Annotated in this window: 25 protein-coding genes (1 of these 25 only partly in view); 20 read left to right on the top strand and 5 right to left on the bottom strand. The window is 40.2% G+C overall.

Translation table 11 applies throughout. The features are described from left to right. Positions 1-6 precede the first annotated feature (6 nt). On the bottom strand, positions 7-426 hold the full coding sequence (gene hslR / locus L3Q70_RS15215; RefSeq protein ID WP_130149080.1) for a ribosome-associated heat shock protein Hsp15: 420 nt from the start codon (positions 424-426) through the stop codon (positions 7-9). A gap of 209 nt (positions 427-635) precedes the next feature. Here hslR and gspC point away from each other — a divergent pair, with 209 nt between their 5' ends. The 13 genes from gspC (at position 636) to L3Q70_RS15150 (ending at position 12666) form a co-directional block, all read left to right on the top strand. Beyond that, positions 636-1580 (top strand): type II secretion system protein GspC, encoded by a 945-nt coding sequence (gene gspC / locus L3Q70_RS15210; RefSeq protein WP_062567036.1) that lies wholly within the window; start codon positions 636-638, stop codon positions 1578-1580. Between the two features lie 22 nt (positions 1581-1602). Next, the gene (gene gspD, locus L3Q70_RS15205) at positions 1603-3666 is read left to right on the top strand and encodes a type II secretion system secretin GspD (protein ID WP_062567037.1); all 2064 of its coding nucleotides are present in this window, start codon (positions 1603-1605) and stop codon (positions 3664-3666) included. Continuing rightward, on the top strand, positions 3659-5215 hold the full coding sequence (gspE, locus tag L3Q70_RS15200; RefSeq protein ID WP_237114546.1) for a type II secretion system ATPase GspE: 1557 nt from the start codon (positions 3659-3661) through the stop codon (positions 5213-5215). The genes gspD and gspE overlap by 8 nt, the downstream gene beginning before the upstream one ends. A 2-nt stretch (positions 5216-5217) precedes the next feature. Further along, a complete protein-coding gene (gene gspF, locus L3Q70_RS15195; RefSeq protein ID WP_237114545.1) occupies positions 5218-6453 on the top strand; it encodes a type II secretion system inner membrane protein GspF in 1236 nt (411 codons plus the stop codon). 77 nt (positions 6454-6530) lie between these two features. Continuing rightward, complete coding sequence (gene gspG, locus L3Q70_RS15190; protein WP_062567040.1) at positions 6531-6953, top strand: type II secretion system major pseudopilin GspG; 423 nt, start codon at positions 6531-6533, stop codon at positions 6951-6953. A 52-nt stretch (positions 6954-7005) separates the two neighbouring features. After that, positions 7006-7605: a prepilin-type N-terminal cleavage/methylation domain-containing protein gene (locus L3Q70_RS15185; RefSeq protein WP_193987923.1), complete on the top strand. Its 600-nt coding sequence runs from the start codon at positions 7006-7008 to the stop codon at positions 7603-7605. Then, positions 7605-7979, top strand: coding sequence for a type II secretion system minor pseudopilin GspI (gene gspI, locus L3Q70_RS15180; RefSeq protein ID WP_237114544.1), 375 nt, complete (start codon positions 7605-7607; stop codon positions 7977-7979). Before L3Q70_RS15185 ends, gspI begins: the two co-directional genes overlap by 1 nt. Further along, a complete protein-coding gene (gene gspJ / locus L3Q70_RS15175) occupies positions 7979-8596 on the top strand; it encodes a type II secretion system minor pseudopilin GspJ (protein WP_193987922.1) in 618 nt (205 codons plus the stop codon). The genes gspI and gspJ overlap by 1 nt, the downstream gene beginning before the upstream one ends. Beyond that, entirely contained in the window at positions 8593-9588 is a 996-nt protein-coding gene (gene gspK / locus L3Q70_RS15170; RefSeq protein ID WP_062567044.1) for a type II secretion system minor pseudopilin GspK, read from the top strand. The genes gspJ and gspK overlap by 4 nt, the downstream gene beginning before the upstream one ends. Then, entirely contained in the window at positions 9585-10796 is a 1212-nt protein-coding gene (gene gspL, locus L3Q70_RS15165; protein WP_237114543.1) for a type II secretion system protein GspL, read from the top strand. The genes gspK and gspL overlap by 4 nt, the downstream gene beginning before the upstream one ends. Then, the gene (locus tag L3Q70_RS15160; RefSeq protein WP_062567046.1) at positions 10793-11266 is read left to right on the top strand and encodes a type II secretion system protein M; all 474 of its coding nucleotides are present in this window, start codon (positions 10793-10795) and stop codon (positions 11264-11266) included. The genes gspL and L3Q70_RS15160 overlap by 4 nt, the downstream gene beginning before the upstream one ends. A 3-nt stretch (positions 11267-11269) precedes the next feature. Next, on the top strand, positions 11270-12028 hold the full coding sequence (locus L3Q70_RS15155; RefSeq protein ID WP_062567047.1) for a type II secretion system protein N: 759 nt from the start codon (positions 11270-11272) through the stop codon (positions 12026-12028). A gap of 23 nt (positions 12029-12051) precedes the next feature. Continuing rightward, positions 12052-12666 (top strand): UPF0149 family protein, encoded by a 615-nt coding sequence (locus L3Q70_RS15150; RefSeq protein WP_237114542.1) that lies wholly within the window; start codon positions 12052-12054, stop codon positions 12664-12666. Between the two features lies 1 nt (position 12667). On the opposite strand, the gene L3Q70_RS15145 is transcribed toward L3Q70_RS15150, so the two are convergent. Both L3Q70_RS15145 and L3Q70_RS15140 read right to left on the bottom strand, forming a co-directional pair. Next, entirely contained in the window at positions 12668-12874 is a 207-nt protein-coding gene (locus L3Q70_RS15145) for a hypothetical protein (protein ID WP_062567049.1), read from the bottom strand. Then, positions 12874-13233, bottom strand: a complete 360-nt coding sequence (locus L3Q70_RS15140) for a hypothetical protein (protein WP_062567050.1) — start codon at positions 13231-13233, stop codon at positions 12874-12876. Before L3Q70_RS15140 ends, L3Q70_RS15145 begins: the two co-directional genes overlap by 1 nt. Positions 13234-13516: 283 nt before the next feature. Between L3Q70_RS15140 and ccoG the strand changes: the two genes are divergently transcribed. The 5 genes from ccoG to L3Q70_RS15115 all read left to right on the top strand — a co-directional run bounded on the left by ccoG (position 13517) and on the right by L3Q70_RS15115 (position 17814). Next, the gene (gene ccoG / locus L3Q70_RS15135; protein WP_062567051.1) at positions 13517-14947 is read left to right on the top strand and encodes a cytochrome c oxidase accessory protein CcoG; all 1431 of its coding nucleotides are present in this window, start codon (positions 13517-13519) and stop codon (positions 14945-14947) included. 66 nt (positions 14948-15013) lie between these two features. Then, positions 15014-15988, top strand: a complete 975-nt coding sequence (locus tag L3Q70_RS15130; RefSeq protein WP_193987919.1) for a serine/threonine protein kinase — start codon at positions 15014-15016, stop codon at positions 15986-15988. Positions 15989-16020: 32 nt separating this feature from the next. Next, complete coding sequence (locus L3Q70_RS15125) at positions 16021-16644, top strand: thiol:disulfide interchange protein DsbA/DsbL (RefSeq protein ID WP_062567053.1); 624 nt, start codon at positions 16021-16023, stop codon at positions 16642-16644. Positions 16645-16662: 18 nt separating this feature from the next. Continuing rightward, entirely contained in the window at positions 16663-17301 is a 639-nt protein-coding gene (locus L3Q70_RS15120; RefSeq protein WP_062567054.1) for a thiol:disulfide interchange protein DsbA/DsbL, read from the top strand. Positions 17302-17358: 57 nt separating this feature from the next. Next, complete coding sequence (locus L3Q70_RS15115; protein ID WP_062567055.1) at positions 17359-17814, top strand: DUF523 domain-containing protein; 456 nt, start codon at positions 17359-17361, stop codon at positions 17812-17814. Positions 17815-17816: 2 nt separating this feature from the next. Here the strand turns inward: L3Q70_RS15115 and trmA are convergent, their stop codons facing one another. After that, positions 17817-18914, bottom strand: a complete 1098-nt coding sequence (trmA, locus tag L3Q70_RS15110; protein WP_193987917.1) for a tRNA (uridine(54)-C5)-methyltransferase TrmA — start codon at positions 18912-18914, stop codon at positions 17817-17819. A gap of 165 nt (positions 18915-19079) precedes the next feature. Between trmA and L3Q70_RS15105 the strand changes: the two genes are divergently transcribed. Further along, positions 19080-20201: a DUF5610 domain-containing protein gene (locus tag L3Q70_RS15105; protein ID WP_062567057.1), complete on the top strand. Its 1122-nt coding sequence runs from the start codon at positions 19080-19082 to the stop codon at positions 20199-20201. Positions 20202-20262: 61 nt separating this feature from the next. After that, positions 20263-21057, top strand: a complete 795-nt coding sequence (murI, locus tag L3Q70_RS15100; protein WP_237114541.1) for a glutamate racemase — start codon at positions 20263-20265, stop codon at positions 21055-21057. On the opposite strand, the gene L3Q70_RS15095 is transcribed toward murI, so the two are convergent. Then, on the bottom strand, positions 21017-21414 hold the 3' portion of the coding sequence (locus L3Q70_RS15095) for an RNA-binding protein (RefSeq protein WP_237114540.1). 85 nt of this gene lie beyond the right edge of the window; 398 of the gene's 483 nt are visible here — the last part of the coding sequence; its start codon lies beyond the right edge, outside the window — the gene reads right to left on this strand; its stop codon occupies positions 21017-21019. The two genes, murI and L3Q70_RS15095, sit on opposite strands and share 41 nt — an antisense overlap.

The following is a 21414-nucleotide window of genomic DNA, read 5'->3' as shown; positions in this document are numbered from 1 at the left end:
CATTACCTAACTTGATTTCATTTTTAACAGTTCACGTCTTTGCTTTTTATCTGGTTTACGATCAGGGTGTGGAGCAAAGAAGCTGTTGTTCTTACGGGCGATAGCATTTGCTTCGCGTTTCTCAATACTTGCTTGAGTTTCTTGGTATAAGGTTTGTGCAATGGGGGCTCCTTGGCGTTTATCAAGGATTTTTTCAATCGTGACTATCTTTTCGTCGACCCCTTGTAGTAGTTTTACTACTGCACCCACTTCGACTATTTTGCTTGGTTTAGTACGTTGTCCATTATAATGCACTTTACCGCCTTGTACCATGTCTCGTGCTATTGAGCGGGTTTTATAAAAGCGTGCAGCCCATAACCATTTATCCAGGCGTACGCTTAACTCGTCTTGTTTGTCTTGCGATTGTTTAGTGTTAACTTTTGACACAATTACGCTCTTCTAAAGCTACTCAATATATAGGCAAAATTTATCATGAAACTTAATTATAAAGAAACAGTCAAAGCCTTGCTTTGAACTCCTACTCGTTAGAATCACTCTGTTTACAAAGTTTAATATATGTGCGCTTGTTGAATGAAAAATGAAAAGGTACTATAAGCCAGCTATTAGGCAGTAAATTAAAATAAGAATTAAAGTTTATGGATCAACACTTACAACAAGTTAGACAATTTTTGAATGGCCTACCACATGCCAAATTGAGTGCATTTGTAGTGCTGTTAGTTGTTGTTTATATAGCATTTTTGTCATCTAAGTTGTTTTGGTTGTTATGGCCTGAGCCTAGTTCAAAAGTATTGCCCACAAATCGAGTAAGTTTGAATGCGGCTCGCACAGATACTGTAAATTCTCAACAAATTATTGATCAACATTTATTCGGGAAAGTAATTGTTGACTCAAAAAAACCTACCGCAAAGCAAACACACGTTATTAATAATGCGCCAGAAACACGGTTAAGTATTAATCTAACCGGCATTGTTGCTGTAAGCCAAGATGACCAAGCTGGTTTAGCAATTATTGAGTCTCAGGGAAGACAAGAAACGTATGTGGTCGATGATGCTATTCAAGGCACACGAGCTAAATTAGCTCAAGTTTTGCCTGATCGGGTTATTTTAGATGTGAGTGGTCGTTTTGAAACATTGATGTTAGATGGTCTTGATTTTACAAAGACAGTCTCTATGCCTGTGTTGGCCGCAAAGACAGAGCCTGAATTACAAGAAGGCCCTCAGCCTTTTGATACTGAAAGAGAAATAAATCCAACGGCAGATGAAGACGTTAAAGAAGCGATTATTGAAACGCGCGAAGAAATATTAAACGATCCTGGCAAACTATTCGACTATATTCGTGTATCGCAAGCGATGGTTGATGGTGAGCTTGTGGGTTATCGCTTAAGCCCTGGTAAAGATCCAGAGCTATTTAAGCAAATGGGATTAATGAATAATGATTTAGCTGTTGTAATAAATGGCTATCAATTAAATGATTTAAAACAGGCGATGACGGCTATAAACGAATTACGTAATAGTACTGACGCAAGTATCACTATCGAGCGGGATGGTGAGCAAATTGATGTGCAATTTAGCCTGCAATAACTAGCTTTGGAGTTTTTATAAAATGGTTCACGCGCTACACCTCAAAAAAATTAAAAAAGGGTTAGCTAAATATGCAGCGCTTTTTTTGTTAACAGGATTATCGCTTTCAGTCTCGGCTGTAGAGTATGCTGCAAATTTTAAAGGAACAGATATTAATGAATTCATTAATATTGTTGGGAAAAACCTAAATAAAACAGTCATTATTGACCCTAACGTGCGCGGTAAAGTCAATGTGCGTAGTTATGAGTTAATGGACGAGAAGCTCTATTATCAATTTTTCTTAAATGTACTTGAAGTGTATGGTTATTCAGCGGTAGAGATGGATAACGGTATCATCAAAATTGAGAAAAGCTCTGACGCTAAAAAGTCTAATGTTCCTTTGATTACAGAAGATAATCAAGCAAGCGGCGACATGATGGTGACACGCGTTGTACGTGTTAAAAATGTGAGCGTTCAAGAGTTAGGGCCATTAGTACGTCAATTTAGCGATCAAAAAGATGGTGGTCATGTAGCAAACTTTAATGCAGCCAACGTGATGATGCTCACTGGACATGCTGCATCAGTAAATCGTTTAGTTGAAATTATTCGCTCGGTTGACCAAGCCGGTGACAAACGTGTTGATATAGTAAAGCTTAAATTTGCAACGGCGGACGATGTTGTTTCTGTTGTTGAAAATATTTATAAAGACAGTGGTAAGGGAAGTGTTCCTGAGTTTTTAATTCCTAAAGTGGTGGCCGACGGTCGAACCAATAGCGTGATTGTTAGTGGTGAAGGCCAAGCCCGAACTCGTGCAGTTGAACTTATTAGTCGCTTAGATGGTGAATTAGAGAACCAAGGTAATACTAAGGTTATCTATTTAAATTATGCGAAAGCAGACGACCTCGTTAAGGTTTTACAAGGTGTTAGCAAGACACTAGCAGAAGATGCTCAAGGCGGCGCAACTAAAACCCGTACACGTAATCAAAACGAAACCAGTATCGAAGCTCACCCAGACTCAAATTCATTGGTTATTACTGCACAACCAGACACCATGCGTTCATTGGAACAGGTGATTGAGCGTCTAGATATACGTCGTGCTCAAGTATTAGTTGAAGCTATTATTGTCGAAGTTTTTGAAGCTGATGGTATTAACTTTGGCCTGCAATGGATTTCAGAGCAAGGCGGGATGATGCAGTTTAATAATGGTACTACAGTGCCAGTGGGCTCATTGGCTGTTGCCGCTGAACAAGCGCGAGACAAAACAATTACTGATAATGTCATTGGCACTGAAACAAGTAACGTTACGCCAATCGAAAGAACTGTAGAGGGTGACTTAGGCCCACTTGCAACCTTGCTTGGTGGTATTAATGGTTTAGCTATGGGTATTGTCAAAAATGACTGGGGCGCGATTATCCAAGCTGTGTCTTCTGATACCAATTCAAATATTCTTGCTACTCCGTCAGTAACCACTATGGATAACGAAGAGGCATCAATGATTGTTGGTCAAGAAGTGCCAATAATCACGGGGTCTCAAACAGGCTCAGATAACTCAAATCCTTTCCAAACCGTGGAACGTCAAGAAGTTGGTGTAAAGCTTAAAGTAACGCCACAAATTAATGATGGCTCAGCTGTACAGTTAACGATAGAGCAGGAAGTATCGAGTGTCAGTGGTGCAACAGCGGTTGATATTTCATTAGACAAGCGTGCAATTAAAACCACAGTGATGGCCGATGATGGTGGAATGGTTGTATTAGGCGGCTTGATTGATGAAAACGTTCAAGAAAGTGTGTCAAAAGTGCCATTACTTGGAGACATTCCAGTACTTGGTCATTTATTCCGTTCAACCAGTACCAGCAAGCGTAAGCGTAATTTAATTGTATTTATTCGCCCTACAATCGTACGTGATGGCATGAGTATGAATAAACTCAGTCATGTGAAATATAATTTCATTCGTGGTGAGCAACATAAACAAAAAGAAGATGGGATTGACTTAATGCCATTGACGGAAATGCCAATCTTGCCAGAGTGGAATGATGCCTTAGTCTTGCCACCAACGTACGAAGAATATTTAAAGCAACAAAACGCAGATGATCGCAAAGATGACTGATGCAATTACAGAGATTAATGACGAGCTAGTCCATAACGAGCCGGCTGAGCTTTTAACAAGCGATGATCTTGTCAGTTTGCCAGCTAAACGTTTGCCATTTTCATATGCGCGTCGTGTTGGCGTATTACTTAGTAAAAATGCTGATAACTGGACGGTTTATTATCGTGGCGAACTAGATGTAAATGCTTTGCTTGAAGTGCGACGAATTGCAGGCCATAGCTTTACTTTAGAACAGCTGGCAGATGATAAGTTTGAATTACTGCTTGAAGCATCTTATCAGCGAGATAGTTCTGAAACACAGCAAATGATGGAAGATATTGGCAATGAGGTTGATTTATTCTCATTAGCTGATGAGTTGCCGCAAACAGAAGATCTCCTTGCTGGTGATGACGATGCGCCAATCATCAAACTGATTAATGCGATGCTAAGTGAAGCGATTAAAGAAGGTGCGTCCGATATTCACATTGAAACTTTTGAGCAAGAATTAGTTATTCGCTTCAGGGTTGATGGAGTCTTAAAGGAAGTATTAAAACCAAATCGTAAACTTGCCTCTTTATTGGTGTCACGTATAAAGGTTATGGCTAAGCTCGATATTGCTGAAAAGCGTATCCCGCAGGATGGTCGTATTAGTTTACGTATTGCAGGTCGTGCTGTTGATGTGCGTGTATCAACCATGCCATCGAGTTTTGGTGAGCGTGTAGTACTGCGTCTACTAGATAAAAATAATGCCCGCCTAAATCTGGAAGATTTAGGTATGACAGAGCGTAACCGGGAGCTATTTGCAGATCTGATCAGTAAACCGCACGGTATCATCTTGGTAACTGGCCCGACAGGCTCTGGTAAAAGTACCACTTTATATGCAGGTATGAGTCAGATTAACTCGCGTGACCGCAATATTTTAACCGTAGAAGATCCGATTGAGTATGAGATCCCTGGTATTGGTCAGACTCAAGTAAATACGAAAGTGGATATGACATTTGCCCGTGGCTTACGGGCTATTCTTCGTCAGGATCCTGATGTTGTAATGGTTGGTGAGATCCGTGACCTTGAAACGGCTCAAATTGGTGTGCAAGCATCCCTAACGGGTCACTTAGTTATGTCGACCCTGCATACGAATACGGCTGCCGGTGCCATTACGCGTATGGAAGATATGGGCGTAGAGCCCTTCTTACTATCATCATCACTGTTGGGTGTGCTGTCACAGCGTCTAGTAAGAACATTATGTAATAGCTGCAAAGAAGGACATGTTGCAGACGAGCGAGAGTGCCAATTATTAGGCGTTAACCCGACTGAGCCACCGACAATTTATCGCGCTGTGGGTTGTGAAGAGTGTAACTTTAATGGTTATCGTGGTCGTACAGGTATTCATGAACTGCTTGTTGTTGACGAGACAATTCGTGAGATGATTCACAGTGGCAAAGGCGAACAAAGTGTTGAAAAATACATTCGAACTCGCAGCCCAAGTATTCGCCAAGATGGTTGTAGCCGTGTATTAGCAGGGCGGACTACGCTGGAAGAAGTGCTACGCGTGACACGTGAGGAAGGTTAATCATGGCTGCATTTGAATACCGTGCCCTAGATAGCAAAGGAAAAGAGAAAAAAGGCATTCTTGAAGCCGATACGGTAAAGCAAATACGCCAGACACTACGTGATCAAGGGTTAATGCCTTTAGAGGTTGTTGCAGCAGCGGAAGGTGAAAAGCAAGTTAAAGGAGCAAAAAAAACCTTACTTGGCAGCTTTTTCAAAGCAAAAATTTCGACTTCCGATTTAGCCTTAATCACTCGCCAACTAGCGACCTTAATTCAATCTGCATTGCCTGTTGAAGGGGCTGTAATGGCGGTTGCCGAACAATGCGAAAAACCCCGTTTAAAGCGTATGTTGATGTCGGTTCGTTCAAAGGTTGTAGAGGGGTATACGCTCGCCGATGGGATGAGCGAGTTTCCACATGTGTTTGATGACCTATACCGTGCTATGGTAGCAGCAGGTGAGAAATCAGGTCACTTAGATCAGGTTTTAAATCGTTTAGCCGATTACACGGAACAACGCCAACACATGCGTAGTCAAATAACACAGGCAATGGTGTATCCAATCATTTTGGTGGTATTTGCGATTGCCATTGTATCTGTATTATTAGGGACTGTAGTTCCAAAAATATTAAAAACATTCGAAAAGTCTAAACAAGTATTACCTTGGACCACTGAATGGGTGATGGCGGCGAGTAACTTTGTGCAAAATTATTGGTTTATTAGTTTAATCGTAATTACAGCTGTGTCTGTGGCTATCAAGCATGCTTTAAAGAAACCAAAAATTCGTTTTTGGTTTGATGATAAAGTGCTACATATGCCTGGTATAGGCAAGGTTGCACGTGGCGTTAATACTGCGCGTTTCGCGCGAACTTTAAGTATTTTGTCGTCGAGTTCTGTACCATTACTTGAAGGTATGCGTATTTCAGGTGGGGTATTAGTCAACGAAAAAATGAAGAAGTCTGTGCAAGATGCAGCAACTCGCGTCAGTGAGGGCGCAAGTCTCCGTGCTGCTTTACAGCAAACTAAGCTTTTCCCACCTATGATGCTTCATATGATCGCCAGTGGTGAAAAGTCCGGTGAGTTGGAACAAATGCTTGAACGTGCTGCGAATAACCAAGATCGAGAGTTTGAGAGTATGGTTAATGTCTCTTTAAAACTTTTGGAGCCAGCGATGATCGCATCAATGGCTGTTATTGTATTGTTTATCGTTATGGCAATACTCCAGCCTATTATGGCAATGAACAAGGCTGTTGGTCTTTAAATTAAGGAAGGTTAAAACGACGCATCATGAGGGTGTGACGTTTTATAATAAATATTGAAGAAAATTAGAGGTATTTTGTGAATAAACAATCAGGTTTCTCATTACTAGAAGTTATGGTGGTGCTGGTTATCATCGGTATGATTATGTCGATCGTAGCGCCAAATATTATGGGTCAGCAAGAAGAAGCTGCCATAGATAAAGCACATTTAGATATTCAGCAAATCGAGGATGCGCTGAGTCTTTATAAGCTTAAAAACAAAGCGTATCCAACCACTGAGCAAGGTCTTGAAGCATTAGTAAATAAAACAAGCATTGAGCCTATTCCTCGCCGTTTTCCCGAAGGCGGTTTTATTGAAAAACTACCGGAAGATCCATGGGGAAATCCTTATCAGCTAATTAGCCCAGGAGAAATTGGTAAAGTTGATATTTTCTCAATGGGTCCAGATGGTGAAGCGGGTACTGATGATGATATCGGTAACTGGGATGAAGAAAAGCAATAATGTGTAAACTCAGCCAGATGTTTACTCACTCTACACATCAAGGCTTACTGTTATGGTAAGCCTTGGTCGTTTGCATTTGGCTCGAGGCGTAAAACACGCAAAAGGTTTTAGCCTCATCGAAATACTAATGGTGCTGGTAGTGATCGGTTTTGTTACTAAAATGGTCGCCTATAGTTTTGATGGTGGTGCTGAAGAAGAGCTAGAAAAGCAAGCGCTAAGATTACACACCACAATCAATTTGGCATCAGAATTTGCCATATTGAATCAAGTTGAATTAGGTTTTCATTTAGATAAGAACGTATTTGAGTTTCTCGTTTTTGATGGTGAAAAATGGGTCACCTTTGATCGCGAAAAGCTATTCGAGCCGGTAGAGGTTGATAACCGCTTTAAACTCACCTTAAACCTTGAGGATTTGGCATGGGCACAGGATAACTTATTAGAGCAATCTAATTGGCGTGAGCTTATGAGTGGTGGGGATGAAGATAGCTTACTTGAACTCAAAAAGTTAAAAATACCGCAAGTACTTATTTTATCCTCGGGTGAAGTGAGTGCCTTTCAACTTACTTACGAACTTGAGAATGCGCGAGAGCCTATTTATTTTATTGAAGGTGAGTTTATGGCTCCGGTCCAATTTCGTAGGGAGCCTGAATAGTGATTAGAGCAACTGGTTTTACCTTACTCGAGGTGATGGTTGCCTTGGCTATATGCGCTATGGCAGGTATTGCAGCAATGCAGGCAACGGGTGAGCATATAAATCATCTCGCTACGATTGAAGAACAGACATATGCTTCATGGGTTGCTGAGAATGTGATGGTTGAGCAACGCGCTAAAGGCCGTGAGTGGCAGGGAAAAAACGGCACAAAAGGGACTGAAACACTCGCTGGTTATGAATGGTATTGGCGTCAAGATGTCGTACCAACGGCAGATAAAAGCTTTGTAAAAGTGACTATTAATATATTCACTGATGAAAAACTTGCGGATCCAGTTTATGAGTTGTCCACTTACTTAAACAAAGGTGATAAGTAGTGAAGCAGCGCGGTTTTACCTTACTGGAAGTAATCATAGCCATGGGGATTCTAGCCTTTGTGGTTTTATCGACCCATCAAATTTTAGACTCAACCACAAAAGCAAAAGACGCGTCTGATGAAACAATTGCCGAGCTTAATGGTTTTCAAACAACATTTCGTTTAATGGACCAAGACTTCAGTCAAATGACGAAAAGACAAGTGCGTAATGAAGCTGGAGACTTTCAAGAAACCTATATTCTGACAGGACGGTATGTTTTGGATAGCCAGTATGATGGGATTGGGTTTGTACGCGATGGCTGGGTAAATCCCATTAACTTGTTGCCACGTTCAGAATTACAAGCCGTTGGCTACCGCGTTATTGACGATAAACTAGAGCGTGTATATCGCGTGTATGTTGATCAACTAGACAATATGGAGCCACGCTCACAAATACTGCTTGAAGATATCGAAGACTTAAAGTTTGAATTTCTTGATGACAAAAATGAGTGGCAAGAGCAATGGCAAATAAAAGCATTGCCTAAAGCAGTTGCTGTTACAATCCAGAAAATAGAACAAGAGCCTATTCGTCGCGTCTTTTTAGTGCCTGGCGAAGGGGGTGTTGAGAGTCAATCATGATATCTTTAAAGCGTTCAAAAGGCGCAGCACTTGTTATTGTTCTATTTATTGTTGCACTTGCGGCCATGTTGGCAGTCGAAATGAGTGCAAATCTAATGGTGCAAGTTCAGCGCAGCACAAACATCCAAAGTCACCAACAGGCTAAGTGGTATGCATTTGCCGCTGAGGAACTGGCTATTAAGGCGATAAACCAAGCCAAGAAAGATGATCCTGATAGTACTAATCTAGGGCAAATTTGGGCCCAGCAAGGCGGTGTTCCTTATCCTGTTGATAATGGCACCTTAAGTGGCACTATTACTGATCTACAAGCCTGTTTAAACCTCAATGCGTTACATGCAAAACCGGTGCAACAAAGTGGTTCATCGAACACCACAAACCCTGCACACAAAGCATTACTAGCCCTACTTGAGAATATTGAAGATTTGCCTACTGATGAATCAGAAGAAGCGATGGCTGATAGTGTATACGATTGGTTAGATGAAGACAGCATCACCTATCGCTCGGGAGCAGAAGAAGATGAGTATTTATCGCGTAAATATCCGTATATGACCGCAAATAGCTTATTTGCTTCTACCTCTGAATTACGCTTGGTTAAAGGGTTTAATCCTTTGGTCATGGAAAAGGTGCTGCCATTTGTATGTGTCATTCCTGGCAACGAGAACTTGGCCATTAACGTTAATACCTTACCAACAGAAAGTGCAATTATTTTAAGCTCCTTGATAGACGGTTTAAGCCTGTCAGGTGCACAAAGTGTTTTATCATCACGACCAGAAAAAGGATTTGATGGTATAGAAGAATTTTTTGAGGAAGTTAAGCAACAAGGCGGACAAAATGTGGACGCCGTGAAAGACTTGCTCACCATCAACAGTGAATACTTTAAACTACAGACGCAAGCTGAATTTGTTGAGCTGCGTTTTTCGATGACCACCTTACTGCATGCCAATAATGGTAAAGTAACGATACTGGCGCGAAAATTTGGAGGCGTACAGTGACAGAAATATTGTTGATCCGTACGGGTCGAACATTAACAGATAGCCTAAATTGGCTTATTTACTCACCTACAGAACAAGAAATCATTGCTAGCGGCGAAATAGCAGCAGCGACACAATTAGGTGAATTAGCAGAAAAAGCACAATCAAGAGAAGTGATAGTGCTCTTGCCAAGCGATCAGGTACAACTGAAGACTGTTGAGCTCCCAACAAAGTGGAACCGTAAGTTAGAACAAGCCCTCCCTTACATGCTTGAAGAAGAGATAGCGTGTGATGTTGATGAGCTATTCATCGCAATCGCAGAGCCAACAATGGTTGGTGACAAGCATGCGATTAATATAGCCATGGCAGACAGGGAATGGTTTGAGCAATGGTTAGTCCAGTTTAACGAACATAATTTAGAAGTCTTTAAAATACTACCTGATGCGTTGCTATTACCAAGCTCGGATGAAGTTAATCAACTGAGTGTGATTGAGCTAAATAAACAGTGGTTATGCAAATTAGGTGATTGGCACGTGGCAGTGGTTGAGTCTGATTGGTTAGAAGGTTACCTGAGAGCTTTAAATAACCCTGATGTCATACATTACAGTCCTGCTGTAGGCTTTCCTGATACGGTTAATCTGATAGCTAAAACAGAGTCTTATGACCTACCATTAGCATTGTTTGCTAAACAGCTACCTACTATCAGCTTTAACTTACGCCAAGGTATGTATCAGTTAAAGAAGAAGTCTGCTATTTGGTGGGGATACTGGAAAAAAGCCGCTATTGCAGCAGGTGTTGCGTTAGTGTGTAGTATTGGCGTTAAATCGCTAGAGCTTTATAAACTCAATAGCCAAATAGAGCAAACAAAGACTCAAGTGGTGTCTAACTACCAACGTGCGTTTCCCGATAAGAAAGTGCGACCACAGTTAATACGTAGCCAGATCCGCAGTGAGCTGGCCTTGTTAGATGGTGGTAGTACAGCAGGTTTCTTAGATTTAACGAGTGATTTAGTATCGATTTTCGATGAAGTAAAAGATTTTTCGCCTGAAACACTTCGCTATGATCAACGACGAAATGAATTACGGATCCGTGCTAGAGGTAAAGATTTTCAGTCATTTGGTAAGGTGAAAGCAATTTTGGAGCAACGAGGTTTAACCGTTGATCAAGGATCGCTAAATAATGATGGCGACTTTGTTGTCGGAGAGATTAAATTGCGAGGTGCGGCATGAAAGAGCAATTAGTCAATTACTGGCGTTCTTTAAAAGAGCAAGAGCAACAACTTGTAATGATTGCCGGTGCTGTTTTTGTTATTTTTGTATTAGTGATGGGTATTTTTAGACCCCTCAACAATGCAATAGAAAAAGCAGAGCAAGACAACATAAAACAGCAAGAATTGCTTGCTTGGGTTGATGAGAGCATCATTAAGCTTAAAGCCAGTGGAAGTGCTCGTGTAACCAATGATCGCAGCTTAAGCCAAATCGTAAATAGTACGCGTAATCGCTATCAAATCACTATTAGTAAAATGCAACCAAACGATAACTCGCTTCGTTTGACAATTGACTCTGTCGAATTTAATAAATTAGTTGAATGGCTTGATGAGCTTGTTAATTCTCAAGGAGTACTTATTGAGAATTTGGATTTGAGTAAAGATGATAAATCAGGCTTTGTTCGTGTAAGTCGGTTGGTATTAGAGAAGTAGACGATGAAGAAAACAATTTTATTAGTCGCCATTTTTTTACTGTGCTTTTTGGTCTTCACTTTAGTGAAAACGCCAGCTGCTGTAGCGCTTGATTTAGCCACTCCATACCTACCTAAACAATTACAACTAGGTAAAGCTAGCGGTTCATTATGGGATGGTCGTGTCATGCAAGCGCGTTTTGAAAATGAACAGCTGAATAATGTGCGTTGGCAGATTTCGGGCTGGTCACTTTTTAGTGGCAAGCTCGTTGGTACAGTGCGCTTTGGTGACCCTAGAGACAAAGCTGATATCTCGGGTCGTGCTGACTTTTCATATGGTTTGTTTAACCAAGCCATAGATATCAAAAATGCAGTTTTAAGATTAACCGTTGAACGTGCAATGGCGCGTTTACAATTACCACTCCCTGTGAGTGCGCAAGGGCGTGTAATTGTTGACTTAGATGAATACAGCTCGGGCCAACCGTACTGTGATACATTAGCAGGTGAAATAGCGAGTCCAAATATTGATGTCAAAGGATTGAATGGCTGGTTCAGTGTTGGGCCTTTGAGTGGTCGTTTAAGCTGTAAGTCTGGTGATATCGCTGTATTAGTTGACCCTGAAAACCGCTTAGGTTTAGAAGCGGATGCAACGTTAAAAGCGAATCTAGACTTCAAGGTTGCAGGGTATATCAAACCAGAAGCAAGTCTTCCTAAAGAAGTACATGATGCAACTAAATTTCTTGGTCGCCCTGATAGTGAAGGTCGTTACCCATTAAATTTCTAATTTAGGTAAATAGTAGAAGTAATATGCAAATTCCTGAGTTTTCACCTGAGCAAAGCGTGTTATTAACACACTTTCTTTCAGAGCAAAAAAATGCCCTGTCTTTAGCGCAAACACAAGGCTACTTATTTGCTGTTATTTGTGCGCCAGAGCCTCTTGATGTTCATCAGTGGCTCGAACAGGTTTGTCCAGGATGTGACGGGCAAATGGATGAACAGGTGTTGTTTGCATTTATGGCATTGTATCAGCAGATCAGTGAGCAGGTTTTTGGAACAGGGTTTAGTTTGCCTGTCAGTTTGCAGGTCAATTCGAAACAGCAACAATATTTGGATATTCAAGAGTGTCAGCATTGGAGTCAAGGTTTCTTACTTGGAGCAAAAGATTATATTGCTAAATTATTAGCTGCGCCTTTGCTTAGTGAAGAGTTTAAAGCCGCACTAGATACCGCTCATCAGAGTTTAGGCTTTTTTAGCTTATCGCAATCGGATATTGCCGCGATTGCCTGTGAATATGAATTAACAGAGGGGCAGCTTTGTCAGCAACAATACGAGTTGATGGGGGAGTTTGCAGCGGGCTTTGCTGAGTTAATTGAGGTGGTTGCTATGAACAGTCAGTTGTACAATGATGAGGGCTGGAATTAGGTTAACTACCTAATTCCAAAATAATATCAGTGCAACCATTTTTACAGCGTACAACGCCTCTTCCTGGTTGATCTGTTTGCAAATCAAGAGTAAGAACACCTTTACAGGTTTCACAGTGTAGTGTTTGTCCCTTAGCCAATTTTTTTAGTAAGTTGCGTTGCTTTGCAAATGAATCACTGGCTTTTTTATTCAGAGTCGAAAAATCCATCACTTATTTAGCCTTTCTTTCAATGCACTTGAAACAATGCTACATACACTCTCTAAACGCTCACCATAAAAGTAGATGTTGATATCTTTCTCTCGGCAATAGCGTAGGTGAAATACCTGCAACTTCTCATCGGTTATGAATGTTTCTTCGACGTATTCCTGCTCAGAAGCTGATAAATTTAGTTGTGACTTAATAGTATTCTTTGCCATGTTTGCGGCAGGGCTTCTGTTGACTTTGCTAGCATTTGAAAGAAAGCCAATGCCATCACCGAGTAGTTTCTCTCTTGGCTCTTTGATCAATGGGTGATCAATAGTGAATAATGCTAAAATTATAAGCACTAAAATAAGAAATTTTTTCATAGCACAACAAACTTTGATCTGAATGAATAAGGTATGGCTGCAAGTTTAATAAAATGGCCAATTTAAAAGCAAGCAGATACGATGAAATAATTTAAACAGACATATTCGTGATCAATCCCTGAAATTTTTTAGAGATTGAGTATAATGATTTTGATGAGTTGGAAATTTCAGAAATCTTTGAACGTAATGAGATGCATTCTAATTTATTCACTGATTGTCTATATCTGTAAACTACAAACATAATGTTTGAGTATTTATTTCCTAGTGGCGTTGAGGAATTTTAATGGATAAACAAATTAAGGTTAAAAATATCCCAACGGAAGTAAAGATCCAGAAACCGGAAAACGCTTCCCTTGATGATAGATTTAACCCTCGCAACCGAATATACGTAAGGGCTGTTTCCGGTTTACATCAACTATTGAGACAGCGTATTGGCTTTATTGGCATGCTCGCTTTTATGTTGCTACCTTGGATTAACTATCAAGGTCAACAAGCGGTACTATTTGATCTTGTTGGTCAAAAGTTTAATATTTTCGGTTTAACTCTATGGCCTCAAGATCTCACTATTTTAGCGTTTATCTTGATGTTGGCTGCGTTTGCTTTATTTCTAGTGACGACCTTTTACGGGCGAGTTTGGTGTGGATACACATGCCCACAAACGGTTTGGACATTTATTTTTATTTGGTTTGAAGAAAAGTTTGAAGGCACAGCTAATCAGCGGAAAAAACTCGATCAACGGCCAATGGATTTTGATAAGTTTTGGCGCAAAACCGCAAAGCATAGCAGCTGGTGGTTATTCTCATTTTATACAGCTTTGACTTTTGTTGGTTACTTCACGCCGATAAGAGACTTACTTCCTGACGTATTTACACTCGATGCAACGGCTTACTCCTATGGCTGTATTGCCTTATTTGCGGTATGTACTTATGGGAATGCTGGCTGGATGCGCGAAATCATGTGCTTACATATTTGTCCATATTCACGTTTCCAATCGGCTATGTTTGATAAAGATACTTTTACGGTGAGTTATGATGAAGCACGTGGCGAAAACCGAGGCCCTCGCTCACGTAAACAAGACCCGAAAGAGCTGGGATTAGGTGATTGTATTGACTGTAACTTGTGTGTGCAAGTATGTCCGACAGGTATCGATATTCGTAACGGTCTGCAGTATGAATGCATTAACTGTGGTGCTTGTATTGATGCGTGTGATGGAGTCATGGATAAAATGGATTATCCAAGAGGACTTATCTCCTACACAACAGAACGTAACTTAGAAACACCTGAAAATAAAACACATGCAGTACGTCCTAAGTTGATAGGTTATATGGTGATTCTTGTTGTTTTAACTGGGGCACTGGTTGCAAATATTGCGATGCGTAAACCGATGGAGTTCGATATTATTCGTGACCGAAATCAACTTTATCGCGTTGACTTTAATGGCTTGGTAGAGAACACCTATACACTTAAAGTCATCAATAAAGCACAGTATGAGCAAACCTTTAATATTGCTGTAGAAGGGTTAGATAACTTTGAATATATAGGTAAACAAACATTCACCGTTCCTTCTGGGGAATCATACAATGTGCCTCTCTCTTTAGTCGTTGATCCTTATGATTTGAAAAAGCCAATGACTAAGTTTGAGTTTGTACTTTCTGTCGATTCCGAGCCTGATGTACAGATTTCACAGCCTAGCAACTTCTTTAAGGGACAATAATTAAGTACACTGAGCACATACAATAAAAAGCGGGGATTTCCCGCTTTTTTTATATAATGGGACCTTATGAGTAAATTTAGTTTTGTTGACCTTACGCCAGATTCAATTTTAGATGCCGTAGAAAGTATCGGAATTTATGCAGAGTCAGGGCTATTGGCTTTAAATAGCTACGAAAATCGTGTTTATCAGTTTAAAGCTGAAGATGGTTATCGTTATGTTGTTAAGTTTTACAGGCCTGAACGCTGGACTAAGGAGCAAATACTTGAAGAACATGCTTTTGCGTTTGAACTCGCGGAAGCTGAAGTGCCTGTTGTTGCGCCGGTTTGTAGAGAAGGTGAAAGTCTCTTCGAACATAATGGATATTTGTTTGCATTATTCCCAAGTGTAGGAGGGCGGATTTTTGAAGTTGATAACTTAGATCAACTCGATGTCCTTGGCCGCCTAATAGGGCGGATGCATCAAACTGCAAAGGCACAATCCTTTTCTCATCGCCCTGAAATGAGTTGCGAAGAATATTTGCAGACAGCGAAAGTTCATTTGCAAGCGAGTAACTTAGTGCCTATGGCCCTTGAACATCCGTTTTATACTATTTTGGATCTGGTTATTAACGAGACGACGGCTCAGTATAAAAATGTTGAAACAATCCGCCTGCATGGTGATTGTCACGCTGGCAATATTCTTTGGTCAGGTGATGCACTTATGTTTGTAGATTTGGATGATAGTCGTCAAGGTCCTGCCATTCAAGATTTATGGATGATGCTCAGTGGCGATCGTAATAACCAACTGTTACAGTTAGACACCTTAGTTGCGGCGTACGAAGAGTTTTGTGATTTTGATCATAATCAGCTTAAACTCATCGAACCATTACGTGCCATGCGAATGGTGCATTATATGGGGTGGCTCGCAAAACGCTGGGATGATCCTGCATTTCCACGGAACTTTTCTTGGTTCGCAGAAGACAAATACTGGGAGCAGCAAATACTTGCTCTAAAAGAACAGCTTGCGGCATTACAAGAAGCCCCGTTAAAATTATTACCATAAATTTTAAAAAGATAAGTAAAGACGAGAAAATAATGTTTAAAAAATTAAAGTTAAGTCTACTCATTCTATGTTTACCTTTTGCTGCATTTGCGGCTGACTTCGAAGCAGGTAACCAGTATGAAGTATTGAAAGTTGAAAAAAGTGCTACCCCGCAAGTGACTGAGTTTTTCTCTTTTTATTGCCCACACTGCTTTAAGTTTGAGCCAGTAGCGAAAGCACTGACCGCAGCGCTGCCAGAGGGCACTGAGTTTGTTAAAAACCACGTTAACTTTTTAGGTGGGGTGTCAAAACAAACACAAAGTAACTTAAGCTATGCCTACCTTATTGCTAAGCAACAAGGAAAGGGAGAGCAAGTGGCAGATCAAATTTTTCATAGCATTCATGTTCAACGTGCACCACTGCAAAATATTAAAGATGTGAAAGCATTACTGGCAACGAACGGTATTAGTAATGAAGTCTTTGATACTGAAATTGCAAGTATGCCAGTAATTAGTGCAGAAAAAGCGATGCAAGACAAACAAAATAAGTATTCACAAATCGGTGCACTTACAGGCGTACCAACATTTATTGTAAATGATAAATATAAAATTAACTTAAACACTATCAAGAGCCAAGAGCAGCTTGATGAGCTGGTTAAGTTTTTACTAAAACAATAATTTTGGAGTGTAAAAGTAATGATTAAGTTAGTTAAAGCTACCTTATTGGCGATGACATTAGGATTGGCAGCGAATGCAACTGCTGCACAATATGAAGAAGGTAAGCATTACGAAGCATTTGATGCGCGCGCTTCTAAAAAGCCTGAAGTAAAAGAGTTTTTCTCATTTTATTGTCCGCATTGTAATAGCTTCGAATCAATCGTTGCGCAGCTAAAGCCGCTTTTGAATGACGGTGTTGCTTTTAAAAAGAGCCATGTAGACTTTTCAGGACCTCGTGATCCAGAAATTCAGGCTATGTTAGCTCAAGCTTATGCAACTGCGGCTGTGTTACCACAAAAAGATGCTTTAGTGGCTGCCATTTTTAATCACATTCATGGTAAACGTGCACGAATCAATGAATTAGCAGATATGAAAGATATCTTCGTATCACAAGGTGTATCGGAAGCTGATTTTGATAAATACTACAATAGCTTTTCTGTACGTACGATGGCATCAAAAATGAAACGCGATCAAGAGTACTACAAACAAAAAGGCGCATTGAAAGGCGTACCAACATTCATTGTGAATGGCAAATATCGTTTAATTTTAGGTGCTGAGTCCGGTATTAGTGATGCAAAAGGTATGGCTGACCTTATCAACTATTTAGCTGATAAATAAATATAAGCAAATATATTAATAAGCTCCGCTCGCGGAGCTTTTTTATTGGTGATGAACATGGAAAAAGTTTTAGTATCAAGCTGCTTACTGGGTAATCCTGTACGCTACGATGGCCAATCGCAAAACCTATTAGACCCAGGATTAGAATCACTCAAACAACAAAAAAGGTTAGTTTCCTTTTGTCCTGAAGTGGCTGGTGGTTTACCTATCCCAAGGCCGCCCGCTGAAATTAAAGAGGGTCGAGTGTTAACGAAAGATGCAGAAGATGTCACTGCTGAATTTATCGCAGGAGCAGAACAAGCCTTAAAAATTTGCCAAAAGCATAAAATTCGTTTTGCTTTACTAAAAGAGTCCAGTCCCTCCTGCGGGCGTAACACAATCTACGATGGCAGCCATACGGGGCATAAAGTTATAGGGATGGGTTTAACCGCACAGTTATTACAAAGTAATAATATAGAGGTGTTCAGTGAAGAGCAGTTGCCAGCGCTATTTGCTGCGCTGGCAGAAAACTAAACTTATTTACGTTGTAAAAATACACCAGACTCAATGTGATGCGTGTATGGAAATTGGTCAAATATAGCAAAGCGCTTAACTTCGTGTGTTTTACAAAGGTGCTCAAGGTCGCGTTCAAGCGTATCTGGATTACATGAGATATAGATAATATTGTTGTAATTGGCCACGAGATCACAGGTGAGCGTGTCCATTCCTGCACGGGGTGGGTCAACTAAAATACTCTGACAATTATAACTTTTCAGATCAATGCCTTCTAAGCGAGAAAACGTGCGTTCACCTTTCATGGCTTGCGTGAACTCTTCGCTCGACATGCGAATAATATCTAAGTTATCCACTTTATTTTGTGCAATATTATATTGTGCAGAGTAAACAGATGATTTAGAAATTTCAGTTGCGAGTACACGATCAAACGAGTTCGCTAAAGCAATCGAGAAGTTACCGTTACCACAATATAGTTCGAGTAGATCATTCTCTAATGGTTCACAAAGTGCTTGTGCCCATTCAAGCATCTTAATATTTACTTTGGCATTTGGTTGGGTAAAGCTATTTTCTACTTGTTGATAAATAAGCTCTTTTCCATTGACGTTTAGGCGCTCTACGACGTAGTCATTACCAATCACTTCTTTTTGTTTACGTGCGCGGCCAATAAAGTCGATGTTAAATTGTGTACTGAGTTTTGCTTTTAGTGCTTTAATTGCCTCTAACCACTCATCACATAAGGGCTTGTGATAAAGCAAACTGACAAGAATCTCACCACTTAAAGTTGATAGGTAATCAATTTGAAATAACTTACGGCGCAGGATTTCACACCCTTTTAAGTTTTCAATCATTGCCTGCATAACTTCACCGACTAAAGGCGCAGCAGGGTCAAAATTTTCAACGCGAATTTTCTCTTTGGTTTGTTGATCAAACATAATGTGAAATAGATCATCACCTTCATGCCAAACGCGAAACTCAGCTCGTTGACGGTAGTGAATTGGATCAGAGCTAAATACTTCTAACTTTTCAACACCGAAACGTTGAAACTGAGAAAAGATGCGCTGCTCCTTTTCACTTAGTTGTGCATCATATTGAGTTGTATCAATTTTTATAACCGCCATGGCTGATTACCTTTTATCTCTTAGCTTTATATCGGCGCTATTGTAGGGGGCATAGAAGATTTGTCTAGTTTTGTTACTTATTTTTGGTGTTGTTTTTTTATACAGAAAACTTAAGTTTTCTAACTTTTAGCCGATAATGAGGTAATCATCACATGGAGTCGGATCATGAAAATTGGCAACCAAGGCTATATGCCTAATACAAACGTAAATAAGTACAATGGTAAGCAACCATTGCAGCAGCCTAAAATTCAAAGTGCTCATGATAGCTATCAGCAAAGAGGGCGAGAGTTGGCCGCTAAAGTACTCGGCGATAAACTTGCCGCTGAGTTAGGGTTACCTGTTGTAGAAGAGAAAAAAGATAAGCCCCTGTTTGACTTTGAAGCAATCGTTAAGAATGTACTTGATTTCGTTGGCGGCGCTATTCGCAAAGCAAAAGCGGATGGTGCAGATGATGAAAAACTTAAAAGTATGCTGGGTGAAGCCCGAAAAGGCGTTCAAATGGGAGTTGATGAGGCTTATGAAGAGCTAAAAGGTTCAAATCTGCTAAATGACGATATTGAAGAAGGTATTGAGAAATCAAAAGAAGGTATCTTCAGTGGTATAGATCAACTTGAGGAAAGTCTTTTTAACCCCAAGCCAGCTTCTGTGTCGGTAAGCCAAGCACAATATATAAGTTTACGAAATAATGCTGAGTATACATTCACGACAGCAGAAGGCGATGAAGTGAGTATCAGTTTTGCAGATGCGTATACTAGCCAATCTGCCAGTGCTTATAGCAAGCGTGGTGGAAATGAAGCATTTGTAAGTGAGTCATCACAATCTCGCGAGCTTTCATTTTCGATGTCAGTGAATGGTGAACTAAATGAACAAGAGCAAGAAGCAATTAATGCGCTTATGGAAGATTTACAAGGAGTGAGCGAGACCTTTTTCTCAGGTTCATTAGATGAAGCATTTAAACAGGCGCAGGAACTTAGTTTAGGTAATGAGCAGCTTGTTGCCTTCTCTATGGATCTTAAACAAACGAAGACTGTTGCAAGCATAAAAGGCTATGAACAAGTCAGGCCTACTCCTGAAAAAGATGTCGCAGAAAAGATAGCGCCATTTAATGATGACTTGAAAGAAACCTTGAATAAGGCAAATGAACTTGGTTTACAAAATCAACTTGCTGGTATTTTAGAGTGGTTAAATCAAGATAAAGAAGAAGTGAGCAAGTTAGTCGACTATACCAAGACCATGCTTGAGCAGATGAATAAGATCAACGCTGACATCGAAGAGCTAAAATCGTAAGCTTTCTTTTTAAATAACTGCATGGCAAACTTCTGACCTTTGATTTTCAGGGGAAAGCAGTTTGTCAGCTCATATCATGGTATTTGATTCAGGTATTGGAGGTACTACTGTACTTGAGCAAATTCAACAACTGATACCTGAAGCCACTTATAGTTACTTTATGGACAATGTACTATTGCCCTATGGTGCTCAACCGCCGCAAAAGATCATTCAACGCTTACTGGCTTTAATTCATTTTATTGAAAGTAGCGCATTGCAAGTTGATATCTTAGTAATAGCTTGTAATACCGCTTCGACCTCTGCACTCAACATCATTCGTAGGCACACTCATATTGAAATAGTAGGTGTGGTACCTGCAATTAAACCCGCTTGCCTAATAAGTAAAACAAAACATATCGGTCTAATTGCCACTCCCGCAACTGTAAATAGTCATTACACTAAAGCACTTATCAAAGAACATGGTAAAAATACGAAAGTAAGCTTATATGCATCAACCAAGCTGGTGAAGTTAGCTGAAACATTGTTTCATACTCATTCATTGTCTAACTATGAGTTTAATGAAGAAATAGCTGCACTCAATATTGCTGATGATATTGATGTGCTAGTATTAGGTTGCACACATTTTCCATTATTAGCAAATACATTAGCGATGTGCTTTGAGAAGCCGGTAAAGTTAATTGATTCCGGTAAAGCGATTGCCAATAGGGTAAGTAGCTTATTAATGAAACATCAACTTGCCTTATCAATAGACACAAAAAAGCCGCTGCGTTATTACGCAACGGCCCCTATTGATGCTTCGCAATTAAGCATCGAGCTTATAGAGTTGACTGATCAGACTCCTGACGAAAGTGACTAGGTTCACCTTCTTGTTTTTGTTTTGCCTCACGCACTTTCAAAGTGCGTTGCTGGAATTCACTATCATTCAACTGATTGATTGCTTTGTCTGCATCGGTTTCAGCCATTTCAACAAAACCAAATCCACGTCGCTTACCAGTGTTTTTATCTTTCAATAGACGGACGTTGAACACTTTGCCTTGTTCTTCGAACAAAGCACGAACGACACCTTCATTAGCACGGTAAGGAAGATTGCCAACATAAAGTGTTTTTGTTTTTACTTCAGCCTCCTCACTTGCCGGTGATGCAACAACAGCAATCACTAAAGCACCAATTAATAAACCTGCACCAAACAACAACGCAGGGTCTAAGGCTAAGC

Source organism: Pseudoalteromonas sp. CF6-2 (genome assembly GCF_021729425.1).
GTDB lineage: Bacteria > Pseudomonadota > Gammaproteobacteria > Enterobacterales > Alteromonadaceae > Pseudoalteromonas > Pseudoalteromonas arabiensis.
This window is presented reverse-complemented; position numbering and strand designations above follow the sequence as displayed.

Excerpts from the sequence above, each read along its gene's own strand:
- gspC (WP_062567036.1), top strand. The coding sequence starts at position 636 with ATGGATCAACACTTACAACAAGTTAGACAATTTTTGAATGGCCTACCA.
- gspD (WP_062567037.1), top strand. The coding sequence starts at position 1,603 with ATGGTTCACGCGCTACACCTCAAAAAAATTAAAAAAGGGTTAGCTAAA.
- gspE (WP_237114546.1), top strand. The coding sequence starts at position 3,659 with ATGACTGATGCAATTACAGAGATTAATGACGAGCTAGTCCATAACGAG.
- gspF (WP_237114545.1), top strand. The coding sequence starts at position 5,218 with ATGGCTGCATTTGAATACCGTGCCCTAGATAGCAAAGGAAAAGAGAAA.
- L3Q70_RS15185 (WP_193987923.1), top strand. The coding sequence starts at position 7,006 with ATGGTAAGCCTTGGTCGTTTGCATTTGGCTCGAGGCGTAAAACACGCA.
- gspK (WP_062567044.1), top strand. The coding sequence starts at position 8,593 with ATGATATCTTTAAAGCGTTCAAAAGGCGCAGCACTTGTTATTGTTCTA.
- L3Q70_RS15160 (WP_062567046.1), top strand. The coding sequence starts at position 10,793 with ATGAAAGAGCAATTAGTCAATTACTGGCGTTCTTTAAAAGAGCAAGAG.
- L3Q70_RS15155 (WP_062567047.1), top strand. The coding sequence starts at position 11,270 with ATGAAGAAAACAATTTTATTAGTCGCCATTTTTTTACTGTGCTTTTTG.
- L3Q70_RS15150 (WP_237114542.1), top strand. The coding sequence starts at position 12,052 with ATGCAAATTCCTGAGTTTTCACCTGAGCAAAGCGTGTTATTAACACAC.
- L3Q70_RS15145 (WP_062567049.1), bottom strand. The coding sequence starts at position 12,874 with ATGGATTTTTCGACTCTGAATAAAAAAGCCAGTGATTCATTTGCAAAG.
- L3Q70_RS15140 (WP_062567050.1), bottom strand. The coding sequence starts at position 13,233 with ATGAAAAAATTTCTTATTTTAGTGCTTATAATTTTAGCATTATTCACT.
- ccoG (WP_062567051.1), top strand. The coding sequence starts at position 13,517 with ATGGATAAACAAATTAAGGTTAAAAATATCCCAACGGAAGTAAAGATC.
- L3Q70_RS15130 (WP_193987919.1), top strand. The coding sequence starts at position 15,014 with ATGAGTAAATTTAGTTTTGTTGACCTTACGCCAGATTCAATTTTAGAT.
- L3Q70_RS15125 (WP_062567053.1), top strand. The coding sequence starts at position 16,021 with ATGTTTAAAAAATTAAAGTTAAGTCTACTCATTCTATGTTTACCTTTT.
- L3Q70_RS15120 (WP_062567054.1), top strand. The coding sequence starts at position 16,663 with ATGATTAAGTTAGTTAAAGCTACCTTATTGGCGATGACATTAGGATTG.
- L3Q70_RS15115 (WP_062567055.1), top strand. The coding sequence starts at position 17,359 with ATGGAAAAAGTTTTAGTATCAAGCTGCTTACTGGGTAATCCTGTACGC.
- trmA (WP_193987917.1), bottom strand. The coding sequence starts at position 18,914 with ATGGCGGTTATAAAAATTGATACAACTCAATATGATGCACAACTAAGT.
- L3Q70_RS15105 (WP_062567057.1), top strand. The coding sequence starts at position 19,080 with ATGAAAATTGGCAACCAAGGCTATATGCCTAATACAAACGTAAATAAG.